At 57.4% G+C, this 4,368-nt stretch carries 5 protein-coding genes; 3 read left to right on the forward strand and 2 right to left on the reverse strand.

The window, feature by feature from the left end; genetic code table 11:
• Positions 1-197: 197 nt before the first annotated feature.
• Together FXB40_RS45955 and FXB40_RS45960 are read right to left on the reverse strand one after the other, a co-directional pair.
• Entirely contained in the window at positions 198-395 is a 198-nt protein-coding gene (locus tag FXB40_RS45955) for a lipocalin-like domain-containing protein (RefSeq protein ID WP_148778853.1), read from the reverse strand.
• Between the two features lie 176 nt (positions 396-571).
• A complete protein-coding gene (locus FXB40_RS45960; protein ID WP_148778854.1) occupies positions 572-1,003 on the reverse strand; it encodes a lipocalin-like domain-containing protein in 432 nt (143 codons plus the stop codon).
• Positions 1,004-1,295: 292 nt separating this feature from the next.
• Here FXB40_RS45960 and FXB40_RS45965 point away from each other — a divergent pair, with 292 nt between their 5' ends.
• From FXB40_RS45965 to FXB40_RS45975, 3 genes are all read left to right on the forward strand, one after another.
• Entirely contained in the window at positions 1,296-2,360 is a 1,065-nt protein-coding gene (locus FXB40_RS45965; RefSeq protein WP_148778855.1) for an MBL fold metallo-hydrolase, read from the forward strand.
• 207 nt (positions 2,361-2,567) lie between these two features.
• The gene (locus FXB40_RS45970; RefSeq protein WP_187437588.1) at positions 2,568-3,053 is read left to right on the forward strand and encodes a lipocalin-like domain-containing protein; all 486 of its coding nucleotides are present in this window, start codon (positions 2,568-2,570) and stop codon (positions 3,051-3,053) included.
• Positions 3,054-3,312: 259 nt separating this feature from the next.
• Positions 3,313-4,320, forward strand: coding sequence for an ABC transporter substrate-binding protein (locus tag FXB40_RS45975; RefSeq protein WP_148778857.1), 1,008 nt, complete (start codon positions 3,313-3,315; stop codon positions 4,318-4,320).
• The last annotated feature ends 48 nt before the right edge of the window (positions 4,321-4,368 follow it).

Consider the following 4,368-nt stretch of genomic DNA (forward strand, 5'->3'; position numbering starts at 1 on the left):
GGGCGACGCCCGCCGCCACATAAACAGCTTCATCGCGGAGGTCTACAACAAAGAGCGCCTGCACTCGGCGCTCGGATACCAGTCGCCTCTTGAGTTCGAAACCGCGTTCGCGCAAAAAAAAAGCGCGGTAACGCATCGTGACAACCCACTGTCACTGTAATTATCGTGTCTCACTTCAGGGGTGCAGTCCAGCACCGTCACCGTAATAGCGTGAAAATCGCGTATCCCGTAGGGGAATGTCCGAAGACGGGTTCTTTCTGCCCGGTGGCTTGAATTTCAATCTCTTGAGAAACCAGTTTCCAGATGCCGATCACCTTCTCACGGTCTTCGGCGAAGCTCGGATACGCTGCAATAAGGTACCCAACGAAGGCAACAAGGCATTTTAACTTAGGCATAAGAAGTCCCCTCCAATGCTCTGCCTTTTTGATACCCAATAACCTGATATTAGCGCAGAAGTTGAGAAGCTGGAATGTCCGTTCAGGGTCAACAGCGCCGATTTCAACCGTGGGCAGTCACGTCCGGTCTACCCTCAACTTCGGAAATGGCGGGCAACAGCAGGCACTGCCGCTCGTTATGTCGCTCGCTTGAAAACGGTTTCAAGGGTTACTTCGCGCACAAACGATCTGGTAAACTTTAGCTCGCTGTCGGTTAGCAACGTGATCGTTCGCTTCTCTTCAGGATTGCCAGTGAAGTTCGCGAGAGTGCTGGCATGAATGTCCAGACTGAGGATGTCGGTTGCTTCATCAAGAGAGTAAGTCCCAAAATACGCGATTGATCCGGTGATCACGGCCTTCGCTTCATCGGCAGTTGCTTTTGAAGGTAATCCCGATTGTAGTTTCGGGAGGTCAGCGCGGGCTTGCATCAGAGAAAAGTAGCCGTCGCTCGTGTAAATGACGATACCCTTTGGATTTTCTCCATAAAGAGGACGCCTTGTGCCATCGGCGGCCACTGTATCAATCGAAACCTGAAGCCATGTTCCGACAAGTCTTTCGAGCTTGCTCATTTTGCCTCGTTTCCTCACTATCGAAATTGATGGCGCAGATTGCGTGATGAATTGGTCATGGTCCAGATCGACTGCGTCGTTTCGAGCGTGCCGCACGCCCGCTCAGGGTCAAGATGCGAACAACTCGACCTGAGAAAATCTGGTCCGCCATGCCTCACTGAGCGGACCTCAATGAGCTGCGCCGCTACTTCGCCGAAGGACCAAGTGCGGTCTTTCTAGGGGATTGCCGCAGGGCGCTGATTTGAGCAATCTTAGAAGTTGCATCGGAAAACTGTGCTCAGGAGGGCTGGATATGAAACGGTTTGCGTTCGCGACCGCGCTTGCGGCCACCGTGGTGTGCTGGATAGGCGTCGCCACCGCACAGGCGACGCCGTGTGTGATGGTGACCTTGACTGGCACCGCCGGCGGCCCGCAACAACCATTCAACGGCTTGGCTTCAGCCGGAACGCTAGTGCGCTACGGCGAGGATGCCAACAACTGCGGCGCCGTGACTTTACAGTTCGATGCCGGCCGCGGCACGACGATGCGCTTATCGCAATTGGGAGTCGGGACCGAACAGATCAACGCCGTGTTCTTCACGCACATGCACGGCGACCATACCGAGGGCTTTTTCGATCTCGTGCAGAGCCGCTGGGCATTTCATGGGACCGGCCCAAAAATTGACGCCGTGTGCAGTGCGGACGCCGCTTCAACGCAGGGTTACGTTGTCAGCTGCAAAAAATTTGTGGCGCACCTGGCCGATGCATTCATCCAGTCCGGAGAGATCGCCCAGCGCCACTCCGAGGTGAAGGATCGCACCGCGGGCGGTCCCTCTGAACTGATAAACACGATAACCTTCGAGCCGAGCGACGAGCCACAGACCGTGTGGACCTCTGGCGATGTGAGGGTCAACGCAATACGGGCGACACACATACCGGGAAACGTGGCTTATCGCGTCGAGACGCCCGCGGGGAGCGTGGTGATCGGCGGTGATGCAGTGAATGATGTGCTCGCACCGCCACGCAACTGGTCAACGTCTGACCAAGTCGAGAAGTTGGCCAAAGGGGCTGACATCATTGTGCATTCAGCGATTCACCCCGTTATGGGACCTGGCAAGGGCAGCGGGATGTATCCTTATGCCTATTACCGCCAAAGTACCGCCCCCGATCTCGGCGCCATGGCTGAGCGCGCAGGCGCGAAATATCTGATCCTGACGCACCTGATCCCGCCAATCGGAGCGGACCAGCAATATCCTTTCAAGGTTCCTGGGAAGCCACTGACCGAAGCGGATTACAGGGAAGCAGCCAAGGAAGGCGGCTTTGCTGGGACCGTTGTCGTCGGGACCGACCTTGCCAGTTTGCGCCTGCCCGCGAAGTGACCGATGCGTGGTCCTCGCAGCGCAGATTGCTTCTGGCGAGGAGGCGCGATGTCTGGAGTGGGTCAACAGCGCCGGTTTCGGCCGTGGGCAGTCAGGTCCGGTCTACCCTCAAGTTCGGACATGGCCGGGCACCGCCCGGACGAGTTTGATCGCCCAAGCTATTCTGGTCATTGTCGGAGCCCGACTTGCCATTCATGGGAGAACAGCATGGCGCGTCTCGTTGCCTTATTGGTTGCCCTCTATTGCTATTTTCAGTCTGGACCTGTGTTTGCGGACGACGCATCGAAGCAGCTGGTCGGGAGTTGGAAGTTGACCTCATGGACCATTCAAATTGTCAGCGGCGACGCCACCGAACCGTTTGGTCCTAACCCGAAAGGCAGGGCGCTTTTCACGCCGGACGGATTTGCGGCCTTCATTATTGTCGGAGCAAACCGCAAGCCTGCAACAAACAACGACGAGACAGCGGCGCTGCTCAAGTCATTGCTTGTCTACACTGGCAAATTCACCATCGACGGAGACAAATTCACGACCAAAGTCGACATGTCGGGCAACGAACTCCTCACCGGGCAGGATCAGGTGAGGTTTTTCAAGTTGGAGGGCGACCGGTTGAGCATCCGAACGGCTGAACAAATCAGCTCCGTTTATGCTGGCAAGAAGGTCGTCGGCACTCTGACCTGGGAACGCGAACGCTGACAGCGGTGGGGCATTTAGCGCAATCCTTGCCCATCCAACGAGCCACCAACACTGAATGTCTCCTGTGGCTCATTCGCGTCGATTTTGTCCCTCGCCAGCGGCTTCCGGTCTACGGTTGACTCCGGACGTGCCGTCGCATCGCAGCAAACGACCCCGATGGGCCATGAACTGACATGGATGGCGACGCAAAGCCGTAGTAGGCTTCGTTCTCGCAAGCTCAGCACGGGACGGAATTTGTTCGCGAGATCGGAATGATCCCATGAAACGCCGCGTCGTCATCGCCCTGATCGGCGGAGTTATGTCCGCGCTTTGGCTGCCGCGGGCGAGAGCGGCCGGCAAGGTCTATCGGATTGTCTTCGTCGTTCCGACCGGCCAATATCTCGACGCCAAAGAGGGGGATGCCTGGAAAGGTCTTGTAACTGCCTTTCTGCAAGGTCTGCGAGAGCTTGGCTACGTGGACGGCAAGAACATGAAGTTCGAATTTTACTCGGCCGAGGGGAAATTTGGACAAATCGATGAAATCGCGGCACGGGTCCTTGTAACTTCGCCTGACGTTATCCTGGCTGGCGGAGGCGGCGCCAACGAGGTCGCGCACGCCTTCCAACGGTTGACGCGAACTGTGCCCATCGTCATGGCCAACAGCTCCGATCCGGCCGCACAGGGTCTCGTGGCCAGTCTCGCCCATCCCGGTGCCAACATCACAGGCTTCTCAGGCAACACGGGACCGGAGTTTGAAGCAAAGAGATTGCAGTTGCTGCGCGAGGTCGCACCGAATGCGATCCGCGTGGCCTACCTGGGGCTGAAGCTCGATTGGGAAAGTCCGGCCGCAATTGGCGTGCGCAGTGCAGCGGAGAGACTCGGTATCACGTTGCTTCATGCCGAGCACGCGCCGTCGAATTACGAAGATGCATTCGGGCTGATAACCCGCGAACAATTGCAGGGACTGTTCGTGGCGCGCAATCCCTGGAATTTCTCCAACCGGCGCGGCATCACGGGATTTGCAAGGGATCGACGAATGCCGGCGGTGTACCCAACGCGGGAGTTTGCCGAGGTCGCCGGTTTGATCTGTTACGGGCCGAGCCTTTCCGACCTTTACCGACGCGCCGCAGGCCACGTTGACAGGATATTGAAAGGCGCCAAACCCGCCGAACTGCCGGTCGAACAGCCTACCAAGTTCGAATTGGTAATCAATTCCAGGACAGCGGGCGAGCTGGGGCTGAACATTCCGGCTGCGTTGCTCGCACTCGCCGACGAGGTGACCGACTGAGCGAAAGCTGGCAGTGATCCGACTTCGGCCTGTCTCTTATACACATCT

This window comes from Bradyrhizobium rifense (genome assembly GCF_008123425.1).
In the GTDB taxonomy this organism is placed as follows: Bacteria; Pseudomonadota; Alphaproteobacteria; order Rhizobiales; family Xanthobacteraceae; genus Bradyrhizobium; species Bradyrhizobium rifense.

Bases quoted from the DNA above. Each gene is read 5' to 3' on its own strand.
- FXB40_RS45955 (WP_148778853.1), bottom strand. From the start codon at position 395: ATGCCTAAGTTAAAATGCCTTGTTGCCTTCGTTGGGTACCTTATTGCA.
- FXB40_RS45960 (WP_148778854.1), bottom strand. From the start codon at position 1,003: ATGAGCAAGCTCGAAAGACTTGTCGGAACATGGCTTCAGGTTTCGATT.
- FXB40_RS45965 (WP_148778855.1), top strand. From the start codon at position 1,296: ATGAAACGGTTTGCGTTCGCGACCGCGCTTGCGGCCACCGTGGTGTGC.
- FXB40_RS45970 (WP_187437588.1), top strand. From the start codon at position 2,568: ATGGCGCGTCTCGTTGCCTTATTGGTTGCCCTCTATTGCTATTTTCAG.
- FXB40_RS45975 (WP_148778857.1), top strand. From the start codon at position 3,313: ATGAAACGCCGCGTCGTCATCGCCCTGATCGGCGGAGTTATGTCCGCG.